Origin of the sequence: Amycolatopsis sp. cg5, assembly GCF_041346955.1 — a bacterium.
In the GTDB taxonomy this organism is placed as follows: domain Bacteria; phylum Actinomycetota; class Actinomycetes; order Mycobacteriales; family Pseudonocardiaceae; genus Amycolatopsis.
On record NZ_CP166849.1, the window covers coordinates 2917967 to 2933272 of the forward strand.

A 15306-nucleotide genomic window follows, 5' to 3' on the forward strand; every position below is an offset into this window, starting at 1 on the left:
CATCCGTCGGATATTCACAGACCGGCTACGACCCGACAAGCGCCTAAAGACCCGAACAAAGGGTCCTTTCCGATGACCGGTACGCGGTACGTTCGGAGGCATGAAGTACGCGGAGGGCCCCACCGTCGAAGCCGAAATCGAGATCGCCGCGCCGTCGGCGGAGGTCTGGCGCTGGGTCGTCGACATCGAACTGCCGTCGAGGTTCTCTTCGGAGTTCCTCGGTGCGGACTGGGCGGACGGCTGGCACGGACCGGAACTCGGCGCCCAGTTCGTCGGGCGTAGCGAACACCCGCGGATCGGACAGTGGCAGACCACCTGCACGCTGGTCGGTTACGAGCCGGAGCGACTGTTCTCCTGGGTCGTGCAGAATCCCGAATCCCCGGCCGCCACCTGGCGTTTCGAGCTGGAGCCCACCGACGGCGGCACCAAGCTGAAGCAGTGGGCGCGGCTCGGACCAGGCCCTTCGTTCCTCTTGAAGATCATCGAAACCATGCCGGACAAGGAAGACAAGATCGTCGCCGGCCGCCTCACCGAGCACCGGAACAACATGCTGGCCACGCTCGAAGGCATCAAAAAGCTGGCTGAGGGCTGATGCGCGTCGCGATCCAGCTCAGCGCCGAGGCGGCGCCGTGGCGCGAGCTGGTCGACTACGTGGTCGAGGCCGAACGCATGGGCGTCGACCTCTGCTGGGTGGCTGAGGCGTGGGGCTGCGACGCGGCCTCCCCGCTCGGCTACCTCGCCGCGAAGACCGAACGCATGCTGCTCGGCTCCGGCGTGCTCCAGATCGGCAGCCGCTCGCCGGTGCTCGTCGCGATGACCGCGCTCACCCTCGCGCGGATGACCGAAGGCCGGTTCCTGCTCGGCCTCGGCGCGTCCGGCCCGCAGGTGATGGAAGGCCTGCACGGCACGCCATTCGCGCATCCGCTCGGACGGACGCGCGAGACCGTCGAGATCATCCGGCAGGTCTTCGCGGACGGCCGCGTGAAATACCAGGGCAAGCACTTCGAACTGCCGCTGCCCGGCGGCGACGGCAAGGCGATCCGGCTCAGCCAACCGCCGAACCCGGACATCCCGATCTATCTCGCGACGCTCTCGCCCGCGATGCTCAAGCTGACCGGAGCCGTCGCCGACGGCTGGCTCGGCACCAGTTTCGTGCCGGAAGCGGCGAGCGCGTATCTCGACCATCTCGCCGCGGGCGCCGCGAGCAAGGGGCGCGAGCTGAGCGACATCGACATCTGCCAGGGCGCCGAAGTCGCCTTCGGGGACGACGTCGAAGCGATGGTCGCCCAGCGGAAGCCGGGACTCGCGTTCAGCCTCGGCGGCATGGGTTCGGCGGGCAAGAACTTCTACAACGACGCCTACGCGCGGCTCGGTTTCGCGGAGGTCGCCGAACGCGTGCGACGGCTCTGGGTGGACGGCCGTCGCGACGAGGCCGCCGCCGAGGTGCCGGACGAGATGGTGCTCGCGACGACGTTGATCGGCACCGAGGACATGGTGCGAAAACGTTTGCGTGCCTGGAAAGACGCCGGCGTGACCACGGTTCGGCTCTACCCGGCGGGCGAAACGCTCGAAGACCGCATCACCACGCTCGGCCGCGCGCTCGACCTAATGCCGTAGCACTTTGTCCACATAGGACTTGATCGCGGTCAGTGCCTCCGGCGACGACCACAGCTGCTCGACGTGCGCGTCGTCGCCGGTGCGGTGCTCGGCGATGCGCTCGTGAAACGGGCGGTGGATCTGCGCCTTGGTGTGCGCGAACGTCTTCGGCGGGATGGCGGCGAGCTGGTGCGCCAGTTCGAGCGCGCGCGGCAGCACCTCGTCCGGTTCGGCGAGCTCGTCGGCCAGCCCACGCGCCAGCGCGCTGTCGCCGCCGTAGGTCTCGCCGAGCAACGTCAGCTCCGACAACGCGCTGGTGCCGAACGCGCTGCGCAGGATCTCCATGGCCGACAACGGGAACGGCACGCCCACGAGCAGCTCGGTGACGCCGATCCGGCCGTGCGCGGCGTTGAGCACACGCCGGTCGCAGGCCGCCGCCAGCACCGCGCCGCCCGCGATGGCGTGCCCGTTGACGGCCGCGATCACCGGGCGGGGGAACCCGAACAGCGCCAGGAACGCGTCCGACAACGCGGGCAGGAACTCGGCGATGTAGCGCGGCCCGCCGTCGTGCAGCCGCAGCAGGTCGACCCCGGCCGAGAACATCTCGCCCGCGCCGGTCAGCACGACCGCGCGGTGCCCGTCCCGCTCGACCTCGGCCAGCGTGCTCGCCAGCTCGTGGCAGAGCTCGGTGTCGATGGTGTTCGCCTTGCCGTGCCGCAGGCGCAGCACCGCCACCTCGCCGGTGATTTCGGTATGGATCACCGGCTCAGATTACGCCGTGCGGCCGGGATCGGCTTGACGCTGATTTGACAAGCGTGACCCGATCGGACCATGGCGATCACTTCGCGACCGGTCCTAATCTGGATATGTCACGCCAGGAACGGCGTGCTTACTACTGGGGGTAGTAGCAATGAAATTGTTCCGTGGATTGATGGTGGGCGCGATCGCGGCCACCGCGATGGTCGGCGCCGGTTCGGCCGCTTCGGCGACCACGAACCAGCTCATTTGCGGTTTCCACATGGAATCCGACGGCCCGTGGTACGGCCACTGCGACGCGCCACCGCGTACCGATGTGGTCATTTTCGTCGACCAGTATCTCGCCGCCGATTACAAGATGTGCGTCCGGCCGGGTGACCACAAGCTCAAGCCGCTCGCCGTGAACGCCTGGTACATCGGGCAGCTCTGCGACGCGGGATAAGTGATTTCCGGTGCGGCCGCGAGGAGAACCCCGCGGCCGCACCGGGCTTCAGCTCGTCACGTCCTTGGTGGCGAACCGGCGCGCGGCCAGCAGGAAGAACACGGTTCCGTAGATGACCGCGGACAATATCCCGTTGACCATTTGCGTCCAGTCGATATCCGTCGAGATCAAATCGATCCACGCGTACCCGAAATGCGTCGGCAGATAATCGCGCAGCCCTTCCAGCGCGGTGATCTGGTCGAGAATCTGCGAAACGATCGCGACGATCACCGCGCCACCGACCGCGCCGAGCGGCGCGTCGGTGGAAACGCTCAGGAACAACGCGAGCCCGGCCACCCAGGCCAGCTGGATGATGATGTACAGCGTCGCGAACACCATCGCCACCAGGCTCTGCGAGAACGTCACCGAGTCACCGGTCGGGCTGATCGCGTCGCCCGCGCCGTACCAGATCACGCCGACCGCCAGCGAAACCAGCGGCAGCAGCACCAGCGCCGCGATCGACAGCAACCCGGAGACGATCGCCTTCTGCCGCAGCAGCCGATGCCGGGGCACCGGCATCGCCAGCAGGTACTTCAGCGACGACCACGAGGACTCCGACGCGATCGTGTCGCCGAAGAACAACGCCACGATCATCGGCAGCAGGAACCCGCCCGCCACGAACAACGCGAGCACCACGAAGTTCGGCGCACTGGCCGTGGCCAGGTCGACGAACCCGCCGCTGCGCCGGTTCGGGTTGGCCGAACCGATCTCGAACGCGATCACCAGAATGAACGGCAGCAGCGCGACGAAACCCAGCAGCAGCTGGGTGCGCCGCCGTTTCAGCTGCCGCTTGAGCTCGACGCCCAGCCGAAGCGTCCGGTCCGCGCGGTAACCCGCGACGGCGCCGTCCGGGCCGACCTCCGCGTGCTCGTGCGAAGCGACGTCGCTCAGCTCGGCCAGCGCGGCCGGGTCGGTGTGGACACCATTGTTGTTGCTCACTGGCTGTCTCCCACCAGCTGAAGGAACGCGTCTTCGAGACGGCGCCGCGGCCCGGCCTGCTCGACCGCGACCCCGGCAAGCACCAGCGCGGCGACCGCGTCGGCGCGCGGCATGCCGTCGAGGTTGGCGTGCACGATCTGACCTTCCGAGTCGACGTCGGTGACCCCGTCGGTGGCGCGCAGCACCTCCATCGCGGTTTCCGGCTTGTCGACGCGGAAACTGGCCTCGCCGCCCGCTGCGGTGATGTCACCGACCTCGCCGGAGGCGACCAACTGCCCTCTGTGCATGACGACCACGTGCGAACAGGTCTGCTCGACCTCAGCCAGCAGGTGGCTCGACACCACCACGGTGCGCCCGGTCGCGGCGTAGCGCTGCAGCACCTCGCGCATCTGGTGGATCTGTGGCGGGTCGAGCCCGTTGGTCGGCTCGTCGAGCACCATGAGCTCCGGCAGGCCGAGCATCGCCTGCGCGATCGCGAGCCGCTGCCGCATGCCCTGGCTGTACGTGCGGACCTTGCGGTGCACGGCGCTGCCCAGCCCGGCAATCTCCAGCGCCTCCGTGAAGTGCGCCTTCTCGGCGGGACGCCCGGTCGCCGCCCAGTACAGCTCGAGGTTCGAGTGCCCGGACAGGTGCGGCAGGAAGCCCGAACCCTCCACAAAGGACCCGATGCGGGACAGCACCGGCGCGCCGGGCGCGATCTTGTGGCCGAAGACCCTGATCGAGCCCTTGGTCGGGGTGATCAGGCCCATCAGCATCCGCAGCGTGGTGGTCTTGCCGGCGCCGTTCGGCCCGAGCAGGCCGAGCACCATGCCCGGTTCGACGCGGAACGAGAGGTCCTTCACCGCGGTCAGCCCGCCGGGGTAGGACTTCGTCAGCCCCTCGATCACCAGCGGCGTCGTCGCCAGATCCGGGTCGATGTCGTGCGACCGCTTGCGCCGGATCGCCGCGATGACCGCGATCACGATGGCCGCGAGCACGGTCGAGCCGATGCCGATCAGCTGCCCGGTCGGCCAGCCGGTGCCGAGCTGCGTGCCCGGCACGACCGGCACGCCCAGCGTCGAGCCGGGTGCCAGCGAAACCTGGTACACCGACGGCGCGTCGGGGGACAGGTACGCCTGGTCGGTGGTGCTGACGACCAGCCGCAGTGTGTGGCCTGGCTCGATCGGCCGGACGATGCCGGGCAGCGTCACGGTCACCTCGCCGGGCAGCGACGGCACGCGGAACGCGGAAATCGCGTTGGCGGGCAAGGTTCGCTGGCCGTCCGCAGTGACGTCGTAAAGCTTGGCGAACAGCACGGCCTCGCCGGGCGGGCCGTTGACGCGCAGCTTGACGGTCGAGCCGCCCGTGATGAGCAGCTGGGACTCGATCGGCGCGGAGGTGAACTGCGCCGCCTGCCCCGGCGGGTCGATGCCGAACATCCCGGCCACTCGCGAAGAACTGCTCGACAGGGCGTTCAAGCCCGGCAGCCCGCTGACGGACGCGGGGTTGCCGCCCGCCGGGTGCACGATCGGCTGCTCCGGGCCGGTGAGCGCGATCTGCCTGCGCTCGGCCGTCGCCGGATACTCGGGCGCGACCACGGTGCGAACCGACGGGGTTCCGTTGGCGCGCAACGTGCCCTGCACGTCGTAGCTGAAGTTCGTGCCGGGGTCGGCGCCCTCGCCGGTCAGGTGGAACTTGAGGAAATCGGCGATCTTGCCGCGCAGCTGCGGGCCCGGCTTGCCGCCGTCGTGCCCGCCGGTGTACCAGATCGTCTTGACCTTGCCGCCCGCCGCGGTGATCTGCCGCGCGGTGGCGTCGGACTGGTCGAGCCCGAACAGCGTGTCGCTCTCGCCCTGGACGAGCAGCGTCGGCACGGTGATCTTGTCCGTCACCGAGGCGGGCGAGACGCGGCGCAGCAGATCGAGCGTCTGCTGACTGGCCTTGCCGGTGGTCGCGAGCTCGGTGTAGGCCTGGCAGACCTGCGAGGTGAACAGTCCACAAGGGTCGGCGGCCGGGCGGGTGCGGCTTTCGCCCTGCTGCGGCGCCGACGGGGGAGCGGCGCCGATGGCCTGGCCGGACTCCATGGTCCGCTGACCGGATTCCGGCGCGTCGTTGCCGGGGTTGCCCGACGACGCGGCGCCCGAACCGGCCGAGAAGAAGATGCCTGCCCAGGTCTTCTTGAAGACGCCGCCCGCGGCGAACGCGCCCGCCGCCGGGGTGCCTGCGGCCGTCGCGGTGGTCGCCGCGTTCGGCACGAGGCCCTGCGCGAGGTCGTTGTAGGTGATCACCGGTGCGATCGCGTCGACGCGCTTGTCCGTGCCCGCGAGCAGCAACGACAGCGCGCCGCCGTACGAGGCGCCGGTCACGGCGACCTTCGGGTCACCGTTGACGTTCTGGACGTCGGGGCGCTTCGCGAGGAAGTCGATCAGCCTGCTCGCGTCAGCGACCTCGTAGCCGGGATCGTTCAGGGTGATCTTGCCGCCGGAGCGGCCGAAACCGCGCGCCGACCAGGTCAGCACGACGAAGCCGCGGTCGGCCAGCTCGCGCGCGTCGGCCGCGACGCTGTTCTTGTCACCGCCGAAGCCGTGCGCGAGGAGAACAGCGGGCGCCGGCGTGGTCTCCGGCTTGTAGAGCGTGGTGTCGATCGAAATCCGGTCGGGGGAGTTCGGGGCGGCCGGTACTTCGATCATGGCGTCGGTCGTGACGACCTTGGACGGCGGCGGGCCACTGTTGGCCCAGATCAGACCGGCCGCGGCGAGCACGGCGACGGCCAGCGCGAGCGAGGTCCAGCGGCCTGCTCGCGTGCGTGGGATCGGGATGCGGGGCACGACAGTGACCGTAGGTGAAGTTTCCTGAGAGTGTCTCCCCGAACTCACACGAATCCGACATATTCGATGGCGCGCTGTGCACGGTGACGGCCATTTCGCCCCCGTAACGGTGACGCGGGCTACCTTGACTGGCGCTAATACGACCGATCAGTCAAGATAGATCTGCTGTGAGGGGAGTATTCCTTCGCGGCGGTGTCGTCAGCACGGTGCGCCCCTCGGGGCCCCCGGCACCGTCGGCCGGTGGTCAACCGGCGGAAGAGACCTCCGGTTAGTTGCTGCTGCGCGCTATCCGGAGGTTGGGTTTCATGTTCGTTCCCCTGTGGCTATGGATCGTCACCGTCGTCGGCCTGCTGGCTCTCATCGCGGTCGACCTGGTGATCGTCGACCGCAAGCCGCACGAGGTGACCACCAAGGAAGCGGCCAAGTGGGTCGTCTTCTATATCTCCTGCGCGCTGCTGTTCTTCGCCGGACTCTGGTTCTTCGCCGGGCACCAGCCCGCGATCGAGTTCATCACCGGGTACATCACGGAATACTCGCTGAGCGTCGACAACCTGTTCATCTTCATGATCATCATGGCGTCGTTCAAGGTGCCCGCCATCCACCAGCACCGGGTGCTGCTGATCGGGATACTGCTCGCGCTGATCATGCGCAGCGCGTTCATCGCCATCGGCGCCGCGCTGATAGCGCAGTTCGTCTGGGTGTTCTTCCTCTTCGGCGCCGTGCTCGTGTGGACGGCCGTCAGCATGGTCCGCAGCAAGGACGACGAAGAGGAGTACCACGAGAACGCGCTCACCCGCTGGGTGCGCAAGCTCTTCCCGGTGACCGACGACTACCACGGCCACAAGTCCTTCGTGAAGAAGGACGGCAAGCGCTACATCACCCCGATGTTCGTGGTCATCGTCGCCATCGGCAGCGCGGACCTGCTCTTCGCGGTCGACTCGATCCCGGCGATCTTCGGCATCACCCAAGAGGCCTTCCTGGTGTTCACCGCCAACGCGTTCGCGCTGATGGGCCTGCGCCAGCTGTACTTCCTGCTCGGCGGCCTGGTCACCAAGCTGGTCTACCTGTCCTACGGGCTGGCGATCATCCTCGGTTTCATCGGCGCGAAGCTGTTCCTGCACGCGCTGCACGAGTACCACGTGGTGCCGGACTGGCTGGACATCAACAACTGGGTCTCCCTCGGCGTGATCGTCGTGGTGTTGACCGTGACCACGGTGGCCAGCTTGGCCAAGGCCAAGCGCGACGAGCAGGCTGAAGAGAACGGCGTCAGCGTTCGGTAGTTAGAAGTGCTAACTATCGGGTACCGTCGGCATTGTGCGTCCTGAAGACATCCAATACCTGACGGTCCCCGGTACCCCCGCACTGCACGGTGACCTGCTGCTGGCCGCGGTTTCCCGGCCGGATCTCAAGAGCGACGGTTATCGTGGGGGTATCCGCCGGATCGGTCTCGACGGCTCGGAAAGCGCGTGGACACACGGCGAACGCGACTCCGCACCGGCCATCTCACCCGATGGCCGGTGGGTCGCGTTCCTGCGCACCGAGTCCGGATCGGACGCGAGGCCCCAGCTCCACGTCATGCCTTCGGCCGGCGGCGAAGCCCGGCGCCTCACCTCGCTCGCGCTCGGCGCCGGCGCACCCGTGTGGGCGCCGGATTCGCGGCGGATCGCCTTCACCGCAAGGGTCGCCGAGCTCGGCCGGTACGGCGTTCCCCGCGCCGACGGTGAAAAGGCCGAGGGCGAGTCGCCCCGCCGGATCACCACGCTGTACTACCGGGTCGACGACGTCGGCTTCCTGCGCGACCGTCCACAAAGACTGTTCGTTGTGGACACCGAGTCCGGCGAGCTGTCGACACTGACCGACGCGGCCGTCGACGTCGACGACCCGGCATGGACCCCCGACGGCGCCTTGCTGATCGTGTCCGCGCCTCGCGATTGGGCGGTCGACACCGCACGCCTCGACCTCTACGCCATCCCGGCTGCGGGCGGCGAACCGCGGTTGGTGACCCGCAGCTCCGGAACGGCGATGAAGCCCACCGTCGCCCCGGACGGCTCGATCTGGTTCTACGGCTCGGAATTCCCCGGCAACCTCGACGTAGCCCGCAACAACGCACTCTGGGTGCAGCCCTCGTCGGGCGGCGGACCCCGCTTGGTGACCGAGATCGAGACGGTCGACGGCGACGTGGCGGCGGGCCCGCCCGTCATCGTCGGCGACGAGGTCTACTTCGTCGTCCGCACCAGGGGCGAGTCCCAGCTCGTCGCGGTCTCCCGCGACGCGGCCGAGGTCCCGCTCGACAAGCTCCGGGTGATCGCGGGCGAGCGCGCCGCGGTCCGCGCCTTCGCCGTCCACGGGTCCACCGTGGCCGCCGTGATCTCCACCCCCTCCACCTACGGCGAGGTCGTGCTGCTCGACGGCGCCGCGCCCCGCGTACTGACCGACTACGCGAAGCCGTTGCGCGACAAGGGAATTCGCCCGCTGGAGGAGCTGACCGGGGTCGCCCCGGACGGTTACCCCGTCCACGGCTGGGTCGTCAAACCCGAAGGCGAAGGCCCGCACCCGGTCATCCTGATGGTCCACGGTGGACCGTTCGCCCCGTACGAATGGTCCCTGTTCGACGAAGCCCAGGTCTGCGCCGCCGCCGGCTACGCGGTCCTGCTCGCGAACCCCCGCGGCTCGTCCAGCTACGGCCAAAGCCACGGCCAGTCCATCGTCAACGCCATGGGCACGGTCGACGCCGACGACCTCATCGCCTTCCTCGACGCCGCGTTGGAGTCACCGGACCTCGACGCCGCGCGCGTCGGCGTGATGGGCGGCTCGTACGGCGGCTACATGACCGGCTGGCTCGCGGCCCACCACGGCTCGCGTTTCCGCGCCGCCTGGAGCGAGCGCGCCGTCAACGCCTGGGACTCCTTCGTCGGCAGCTCGGACATCGGCTGGTTCTTCGCCGAGGCCTACGTCGGCCCTGACCCCGAAGTCCAGCGAGCCAGGAGCCCGCTGACCTACGCCGACCGGATCGACATCCCGTTCTGCGTGGTGCACTCGGAGCACGACTGGCGCTGCCCGCTGGAGCAGGCGCAACGCATGTACGTCGCGCTGAAGTCGCGCGGCGCGGAGACGGAGATGCTGCTGTTCCCCGGCGAGGGGCATGAGCTGACGCGCTCGGGGAACCCCCGGCACCGGGTGGAGCGGTTCCACGCCGTGCTCGACTGGTGGAACAAGCACCTGGCCTAGGGGTCGTGAGTGGTACGGCCGGTTCTAACCGGTCTAAACACTCACGACCTCAGTTCAGCAGGGTGTAGTTCAGCTCTTGGCAGACGCGGCCCAGTGGTACGTCCAGGCCGGGGTGGTCCAGCGGGAGCAGGATGTCCGGAGCGACCGGCAGTGCCGCGCCGCCCGGCGGGTCCCACAGGCACATGGCCGGGTCGCCGGAGTCCATGGACGAGCGGTACCACAGGCCGTCGAGGTCGCCGAAGGCCGTGCGGATCGCGCGGGCCCAGGCCTGGGTGATCTTCTTCGGGCCGCTGGAGATCTCCTGGGAGGCGCCGACGCGGGTGGGCCAGAGGCCGGACAGGTCGAGCAGGTTCAGGGTGCGCGTCGGGCGGACGATGACCAGGCGGGGGCCTCGGCTCTTGCGGTCGACCGTCGACGTGGTCTGGAAGACCTCGGCGATCGCGGTGCGCACGGACAGGCCGAAGTACAGCACGCCGTTGCCGGGGTCGGTGACGGGACCGCCGTCGCGGCCGGGGCGCTGCTGGTCGAACCGGCCGTGCGGGAGCGGGCCGGTGTAGCGGAACGTGTTCCACTGCTGGGGGTGGCGGCCGTTCGCGGTGAAGATCCTGACCATCCTGGTCTGCGGGTGCACCTGCACCACGTCCTGGGTGCGATGCAGCTCGTTGACCAGGACAGCGCGCGCAGGCGGCAGGGGAAGCCGGGCCATTCGCTTGGGTTCGTCCGTCCTGTCTCGGTGATCTTGCTCTGGCTACAGCCTAGAAGGGCGTGCCGAGCGTAGCGATCAGGCGCGCGACCGCTTCAGGGTCACCACCGGAAAGGAGCCATTGACGCGGAGTAGCCGGCTGGGAGTTGATCACCAGGTCGGACTGGGGCGTGCTCATGAAAGCGGCCACGACCAGGGCGGGCTGGTCTTCCGGCAACGCCGCGAGCACGACTTCGAGGCCCGGCAGCACGCCGGAACCGGTGAACTGCCATGACGGCAGGCGCCAGCCCTGGTCCTTCCAGCCGGTGAGCCTGCCTTCCTTGAGGCGGTGGCGGATGCGGCTGTCGTCGACGCCCAGCGCGCGGGCGGCTTCGAGGACGGTGAGCGCTGATTCGGCGAGCACGGCGTGCGCGGCGACGGTCTTGGCGCGGGCGTCCGGCTCGTTCTCGCCGGCGGGGGAGAGGTCGAGGCCGACGTCGGTCAGTGAGGCGCGCTGGTCGGCCGAGAAGTAGCGCGAGGGGTCGGGATTCGGCGGGGACAGTTTCCGAGCGGCGTCCTCGACGAGCGTGAGGAACTCGGTTGCGTCCACTTTGAGCCCGGCCTTGGCGAGTACGTTCTCGAGCGCGACTGACATCTACCCACTCTAACCCCGTTGTGCGGGTTCGTGCGGTTTCGTGCCCCATCTGTGGGTGAATTCACCAGAGATCGACACAGAGAGCACATAATCAAACACGCGGGGTAGGGAAGATGAGTCAGTTTGACCTCATCGGGCAACGTTGTCCAGGGTCCGCAGTGCGTTGCTTTCCCACGGTCACCCGGACGAGTGATCAGGTCCGGCGGGAGCTCGCGCGCTGCACCAGTGAGGCCTCCAGCATCCTCGACGCGGGCGCCAGGCTGTTGTCGGCGATGCGGTCCAGCAGCATCCGCGCGGCGATCGCGCCGATGTCGTAGGCGGGCTGGGCCATCACGGTCAGCGGCGGGTCGATGAGCTTGGCCCACGTCGGATCATCGAACGTCACGACGCCGATGTCGCGGCCTGGCCGCAGCTTCCGCTCGGCGAGCGCCTGCAGCACGTCGAGCGCGATCATGCTGTTGGCCGCGATGAGCGCGTCCGGCGGCTGCGGGCTGTCGAGCAGTTCGAGCGCGGGCAGGCGTGCGCCGCCCGCCCGGTATTCCGCGTGGCGGAACAAGTCGTTGCTCAGGCCCGCTTCGCGCAACGCGTCCTGGTAGCCCGCGAGCCGCTCGTCGGCCGTCCGGATCCCGGACGGGCCGGTCACGCAGGCGATGCGGCGGTAACCGTTGTCCAGCAGGTGCTTGGCCGCGGTGTGCGCGGCGCGACGGCTGTCGACGAGCACCTGGTCGCCGATGCCGCCGGGCAGCGGGCGGTCCACCGCGACGATCGGGGTGCCGCGGTCGCGCAGTGACTTGACGTCGGTCGACGCGCTGCTCGGCGAAAGCACCACACCGGCGACGCGTTCCTGCAACGCGACGTTGATGTAGCGGCGTTCCTTCTCTTCGTTCTCGTCGGTGTTGCACAGCACCACCGAGTAGCCCGCCGTCTGCGCGATGTCCTCGAAGCCACGCGCGATCGCGGTGAAGAACGGGTTTTCGACGTCCGCGATGATCAGCGCGAGCACCGCCGTCTCCTGGCGGCGCAGGTTACGGGCCAGGCTGTTCGGGTGATAGCCGAGTTCCGTCGCGGCGGCCTGGACCCTGGCCGCGAGCTCGGGATCCACAGTGGACTTCCCGTTCAGCGCTCTGGACACGGTGGCCGTGGACACACCCGCCCTCGCCGCCACGTCACTGATGGTCGCCACCGCGACCTCCCATCTTCGCCCCGCGCGGGGCCGTCGGCGAGAGGATAACCCGGCCACCCATGCGGCTTATTCACCGATTCGTGTTCCTGTGACTACGATGTGATCAAGACGACCGGCGGGGGAGAAAGTCGAGTGGCTGAAGCGGGCCTGGTGCTGGGCATCGACATCGGGACTTCCAGCTCCAAGGGCGTTCTTGCCGACGCGAGCGGCAAAATCCTGGCGCGGGCGAGCGTGCCGCATGAGACTTCCTCACCGCGGCCGGGGCACTTCGAGCACGACGCGGAACAGGTGTGGTGGGCGGATTTCCTGGCGCTGAGCAGGGAACTCGTCCCCGCGGCCGAGGACAGGCCGCTCGCCGGTGTCGCGGTGAGCGGGATCGGACCGGTGCTGCTGGCAGCCGACGCGTCGGGAAAGCCGCTGCGCCCCGCGATCCTTTACGGCGTCGACACCAGGGCCGGCGTGGAAATCGCCGAGCTCACCGCGGAACTCGGCGCAGAGTCCATTGTGGACCGCGCGGGCACCGCGCTGTCCTCGCAGGCGGTCGGGCCGAAGTGGCGGTGGCTCGCGCGCCACGAACCCGACGTTTTCGGTCGCGCATCGCTGTTTCTGATGGCAAGTTCGTATCTGGTGCACCGGCTCACCGGGGAATACGTGCTCGATCATCACTCCGCCAGCCAATGCGATCCGATGTACGACCTGCGTGCCGGTGACTGGGCCCACGACTGGGCGGCACGCGTCGCGCCCGGCATCGAACTGCCCAGGCTCGCCTGGCCGACCGAGGTCGTCGGCACGGTCAGCGCGGCCGCCGCTTCGGAAACCGGTTTGCCCCAGGGGCTTCCGGTCACCGCAGGCACCGTCGACGCCTGGGCCGAGGCGGCTTCGGTCGGCGTGCGCGACCCCGGCGACACGATGGTCATGTACGGCACCACGATGTTCCTGATCCAGGTGCTGGCCGACCCGCGGCCGCACACCGGGCTCTGGACCACGCAGGGCGCGTTCCCCGGCACGTACTCGCTGGCAGCGGGAATGGCGACGTCGGGTTCGATCACCGACTGGCTGCGCAAACTCGTCGGCTCCGACTACGCCGCGCTCGTCGGCGAGGCGGCCGGTGTGCCCGCCGGCAGCCGTGGATTGCTGATGCTGCCTTACTTCGCGGGCGAGCGGACACCCTTGTTCGATCCAGACGCGCGCGGCGTCATCGCCGGGCTGACGCTCGGGCACGGGCGTGCGGAGCTGTATCGCGCGGCGCTGGAAGGAATCGCGTACGGCGTGCGGCACAACCTCGAGGCCATGAGTGCTTCCGGTGGCCAGGCCGGGCGGCTGGTCGCGGTCGGCGGCGGCACCCAGGGCGGGCTGTGGACGCAGATCGTCAGCGACGTGACGGGCATGGAGCAGCAGGTGCCGGTCGAGACGATCGGCGCCGCGCTCGGCGACGCGCTGCTCGCGGCGGTCGCGGTCGGGCTGGAGCCGGACATCGCCGCGTGGAACCCCGTGCGGTCCATGGTCGAGCCGGACCCGCGGCGCCGCGCGGCGTACGACGAGTTCTATCCGCACTACCGCGCGCTGTACTCGTCCACTGTGGAAGTGGCGCATTTTCTCGCTGAGCGGCAAAACTCGACAGGGTGAATGTTTCACTGGCCGGTATTGGGGGCAGTAGACAGGGAACGTCACGGATTCACTACTATGGGTGACCTCAAGCGGCCGCCCGAAAGGGTGAATGTTGAATTTTCTAACGGTTCGCGGGTAACGCCGGGTGACGCCGTCGCGAAAAACAGGCGACGTGCTCAGCGGAAGCGCGCTCTAGCGGGAGAAGAGCTCAGGATGGGTGGACCTACCGCGACACCGCCGGCAACGGTGCCGGAACCGCGTGGTTCTCTGAAGCCGCTCGGTACTGCGGTAGTGGTTTTGGGACTCGTCGTCGTCGCGGTGGCGGTCGCCGCTCAGTTCATGCCGGACGGCAGGCGCAACGCCGAGCCGAACCCGCAGCCGCCCGTGGTCGAGCCGATGGTCGCGGTCGCGCGCAACGTCACGCACGCGGTGAGGTACGAGCTCTCCGGTGAGCACGGCGCGCGCAACATCACCTACGTCGCGCAGGGCGCCGCCATCGTGCAGGAACGCGAAGCGGCGACACCGTGGTCGAAGTCGTTCCAGCGCACCGGTGTCGAAGGCGGATCCGAGTTCTACAGCGTTTCCGCGCAGGGTAAGAAAAATGGCAAACTCCGGTGCCGCATCGTCGTCGACGATCAGGTCGTCAGCGAGAACGAAAGCACCGGAGATCAGCCGATGGTGACTTGCGCGCGTTAGCCCAGCGGGGCCAGCAGATGCCCGGTGTCGTTGAAACGCCGGATGATCCACACATCACCGAGCACCACCAGATGTGAGATCGACCCGTTGTCCGCGCCGAGGAACGCGAACGGCTCCGACTTGGCCGCCTGCCGGAACACCTCGCCGATCACCCCGCCGTGCGTGAACGCGGCGACGCGCTGGTCCGGATGCGCGGCGTGGATCCGGTCGATCCCGGCCCGGCACCGCGCGGCGAACGCGTCCATCTTCTCGGCGCCGGGGATGACTTCCCAGCGCTGCTCTTCCCACAGCTGCTGGGCGATGGGGTGATTTTCGCTGGTGTGCTTGCGAAACAGCCCGCCCTCCCAGTCGCCGAGGTGGACCTCGGTGAGCCCGGTCTCCAGCCGCGGCGTCATGCCCAGCGCGGCGGCGAGCGGCGCGGCCGTCTGCACGGTCCGGCGCAGTGACGTGACGTAGAGGGCGTCGAGCCGCTCGTCGGCCATCCGCTTGCCGACGCGCTCGGCGTGGTCACGGCCCTCGGGCGCCAGATCGGGGTCGCCCTGGCCCTCGACCATGTCGAACGGCGTGTCGAGCCGGGCAGGCGCGGATTCACCGTGCCGGATCAGGAAGATCTCGGTCGAGCCTGGTGGCGGGACGAAGCGGTGCTGGCGGTATTCGACCTCGTTAGTCACGGCT

The 15306-nt window shown here is 68.8% G+C and carries 14 protein-coding genes; 7 read left to right on the forward strand and 7 right to left on the reverse strand.

Annotation, left to right across the window (positions count from 1 at the left end; genetic code table 11):
* Positions 1-100: 100 nt before the first annotated feature.
* On the forward strand, positions 101-592 hold the full coding sequence (locus tag AB5J62_RS13375) for an SRPBCC family protein (protein WP_370948528.1): 492 nt from the start codon (positions 101-103) through the stop codon (positions 590-592).
* A complete protein-coding gene (locus AB5J62_RS13380) occupies positions 592-1617 on the forward strand; it encodes an LLM class F420-dependent oxidoreductase (protein WP_370948529.1) in 1026 nt (341 codons plus the stop codon). The genes AB5J62_RS13375 and AB5J62_RS13380 overlap by 1 nt, the downstream gene beginning before the upstream one ends.
* On the opposite strand, the gene AB5J62_RS13385 is transcribed toward AB5J62_RS13380, so the two are convergent.
* Positions 1606-2358, reverse strand: a complete 753-nt coding sequence (locus tag AB5J62_RS13385; RefSeq protein ID WP_370948530.1) for an enoyl-CoA hydratase/isomerase family protein — start codon at positions 2356-2358, stop codon at positions 1606-1608. The genes AB5J62_RS13380 and AB5J62_RS13385 overlap by 12 nt on opposite strands.
* Before the next feature lie 148 nt (positions 2359-2506).
* Here AB5J62_RS13385 and AB5J62_RS13390 point away from each other — a divergent pair, with 148 nt between their 5' ends.
* Positions 2507-2794 carry a DUF6355 family natural product biosynthesis protein gene (locus AB5J62_RS13390; protein ID WP_370948531.1) on the forward strand — a complete coding sequence of 96 codons (288 nt, stop codon included), beginning with the start codon at positions 2507-2509 and terminating at the stop codon, positions 2792-2794.
* Between the two features lie 48 nt (positions 2795-2842).
* Here AB5J62_RS13390 and AB5J62_RS13395 read toward each other — a convergent pair whose 3' ends face one another.
* Together AB5J62_RS13395 and AB5J62_RS13400 are read right to left on the reverse strand one after the other, a co-directional pair.
* A complete protein-coding gene (locus tag AB5J62_RS13395; protein WP_370948532.1) occupies positions 2843-3772 on the reverse strand; it encodes an ABC transporter permease in 930 nt (309 codons plus the stop codon).
* Positions 3769-6579, reverse strand: coding sequence for an alpha/beta fold hydrolase (locus AB5J62_RS13400; RefSeq protein ID WP_370948533.1), 2811 nt, complete (start codon positions 6577-6579; stop codon positions 3769-3771). The genes AB5J62_RS13395 and AB5J62_RS13400 overlap by 4 nt, the downstream gene beginning before the upstream one ends.
* Before the next feature lie 305 nt (positions 6580-6884).
* On the opposite strand from AB5J62_RS13400, the gene AB5J62_RS13405 reads away from it, so the two are divergent.
* Positions 6885-7859 (forward strand): TerC family protein, encoded by a 975-nt coding sequence (locus AB5J62_RS13405; RefSeq protein WP_370948534.1) that lies wholly within the window; start codon positions 6885-6887, stop codon positions 7857-7859.
* Between the two features lie 34 nt (positions 7860-7893).
* Complete coding sequence (locus AB5J62_RS13410) at positions 7894-9807, forward strand: alpha/beta fold hydrolase (protein ID WP_370948535.1); 1914 nt, start codon at positions 7894-7896, stop codon at positions 9805-9807.
* A gap of 49 nt (positions 9808-9856) precedes the next feature.
* Here the strand turns inward: AB5J62_RS13410 and AB5J62_RS13415 are convergent, their stop codons facing one another.
* The 3 genes from AB5J62_RS13415 to AB5J62_RS13425 all read right to left on the reverse strand — a co-directional run bounded on the left by AB5J62_RS13415 (position 9857) and on the right by AB5J62_RS13425 (position 12327).
* Entirely contained in the window at positions 9857-10513 is a 657-nt protein-coding gene (locus AB5J62_RS13415) for an RES family NAD+ phosphorylase (protein ID WP_370948536.1), read from the reverse strand.
* Positions 10514-10562: 49 nt separating this feature from the next.
* Positions 10563-11144 carry a DNA-binding protein gene (locus AB5J62_RS13420; RefSeq protein WP_370948537.1) on the reverse strand — a complete coding sequence of 194 codons (582 nt, stop codon included), beginning with the start codon at positions 11142-11144 and terminating at the stop codon, positions 10563-10565.
* 193 nt (positions 11145-11337) lie between these two features.
* On the reverse strand, positions 11338-12327 hold the full coding sequence (locus AB5J62_RS13425; protein WP_370948538.1) for a LacI family DNA-binding transcriptional regulator: 990 nt from the start codon (positions 12325-12327) through the stop codon (positions 11338-11340).
* A 132-nt stretch (positions 12328-12459) separates the two neighbouring features.
* Here AB5J62_RS13425 and AB5J62_RS13430 point away from each other — a divergent pair, with 132 nt between their 5' ends.
* Both AB5J62_RS13430 and AB5J62_RS13435 read left to right on the forward strand, forming a co-directional pair.
* Positions 12460-13953, forward strand: coding sequence for an FGGY-family carbohydrate kinase (locus AB5J62_RS13430; RefSeq protein ID WP_370948539.1), 1494 nt, complete (start codon positions 12460-12462; stop codon positions 13951-13953).
* A 273-nt stretch (positions 13954-14226) separates the two neighbouring features.
* On the forward strand, positions 14227-14631 hold the full coding sequence (locus AB5J62_RS13435) for an MmpS family transport accessory protein (protein WP_370948540.1): 405 nt from the start codon (positions 14227-14229) through the stop codon (positions 14629-14631).
* Here AB5J62_RS13435 and AB5J62_RS13440 read toward each other — a convergent pair.
* On the reverse strand, positions 14628-15302 hold the full coding sequence (locus tag AB5J62_RS13440; RefSeq protein ID WP_370948541.1) for a histidine phosphatase family protein: 675 nt from the start codon (positions 15300-15302) through the stop codon (positions 14628-14630). The two genes, AB5J62_RS13435 and AB5J62_RS13440, sit on opposite strands and share 4 nt — an antisense overlap.
* Positions 15303-15306: the final 4 nt, after the last annotated feature.

Coding starts and splice junctions, on each gene's coding strand:
- AB5J62_RS13380 (WP_370948529.1), top strand. CDS start 592: ATGCGCGTCGCGATCCAGCTCAGCGCCGAGGCGGCGCCGTGGCGCGAG.
- AB5J62_RS13390 (WP_370948531.1), top strand. CDS start 2,507: ATGAAATTGTTCCGTGGATTGATGGTGGGCGCGATCGCGGCCACCGCG.
- AB5J62_RS13415 (WP_370948536.1), bottom strand. CDS start 10,513: ATGGCCCGGCTTCCCCTGCCGCCTGCGCGCGCTGTCCTGGTCAACGAG.
- AB5J62_RS13405 (WP_370948534.1), top strand. CDS start 6,885: ATGTTCGTTCCCCTGTGGCTATGGATCGTCACCGTCGTCGGCCTGCTG.
- AB5J62_RS13375 (WP_370948528.1), top strand. CDS start 101: ATGAAGTACGCGGAGGGCCCCACCGTCGAAGCCGAAATCGAGATCGCC.
- AB5J62_RS13420 (WP_370948537.1), bottom strand. CDS start 11,144: ATGTCAGTCGCGCTCGAGAACGTACTCGCCAAGGCCGGGCTCAAAGTG.